The 686-nt window shown below is 61.2% G+C and carries 2 protein-coding genes; both read right to left on the bottom strand.

Going from position 1 to position 686, the window contains the following annotated elements:
- Window positions 1-200, bottom strand: a 200-nt coding sequence (locus tag MD273_RS18550; protein WP_239039257.1) for an ATP-binding cassette domain-containing protein, incomplete at its 3' end; no start/stop codon positions are given.
- A partial coding sequence (locus MD273_RS18545; protein WP_239039256.1) for a FecCD family ABC transporter permease occupies window positions 194-686 on the bottom strand: 493 nt, incomplete at its 5' end. The genes MD273_RS18550 and MD273_RS18545, both read right to left, overlap by 7 nt.

The raw sequence follows: 686 nt of genomic DNA, 5'->3' as shown, positions 1-686 counted from the left end.
GCCCTCGCGCCTTCGATGTGCACATTGCCCGGCCCCTTGAGGATTCCTGTAATCCGTTTGAACAGGGTCGATTTTCCGGCGGCATTGGGGCCGATCACAGCTATAAGCTCACCCGCCTTCATCACAGGCGTCGTCACCTCCTCGACGAAGAGCTTTCTGCCATGATACGCCCCGACCGACTGAAGCTGCAGGGCTACCATGACCGGCTCCTGTTCGAGATGATGAGCGAAAAGAAGAACGGGACGCCCACCAGGGCTGTGATGATGCCAATCGGAAAAACCACGCCGGGAACGATGGATTTCGATACGATCGATGTGACCGAGAGCAGCAGCGCGCCGGACAGGATGGAGCCTGGAAGGAAGAACCGCTGGTCCTCGCCGAGGATCATGCGCGCGATATGCGGTCCGACAAGGCCGACGAAACCGATCGTGCCGACGAAACTGACCGGCACGGCCGAAAGCAGCGATATGATCAGCATGGTCTCGAGGCGAATGCGCCGGACATTGATGCCGAAACTGGCGGCCTTGTCCTCACCGAGCCTGATGGCCGTCAGCGCCCAGGCATTGCGGGCAAAGAGCGGAAGCGCGAGGACGAGCACGGCAAGCGTCACCCAGATCTTCGGCCAGGTCGCCTTGGTCAGGCTGCCCATGGTCCAGAACACCACGGCGGAAAGCGCCTGCTCGGAC

The sequence above is a fragment of the Marinobacter sp. C7 genome (genome assembly GCF_022343555.1).
GTDB lineage: Bacteria > Pseudomonadota > Gammaproteobacteria > Pseudomonadales > Oleiphilaceae > Marinobacter.
Note: the sequence above shows the minus strand (reverse complement) of the source record. Positions and strands in the feature narration are given on the sequence as shown.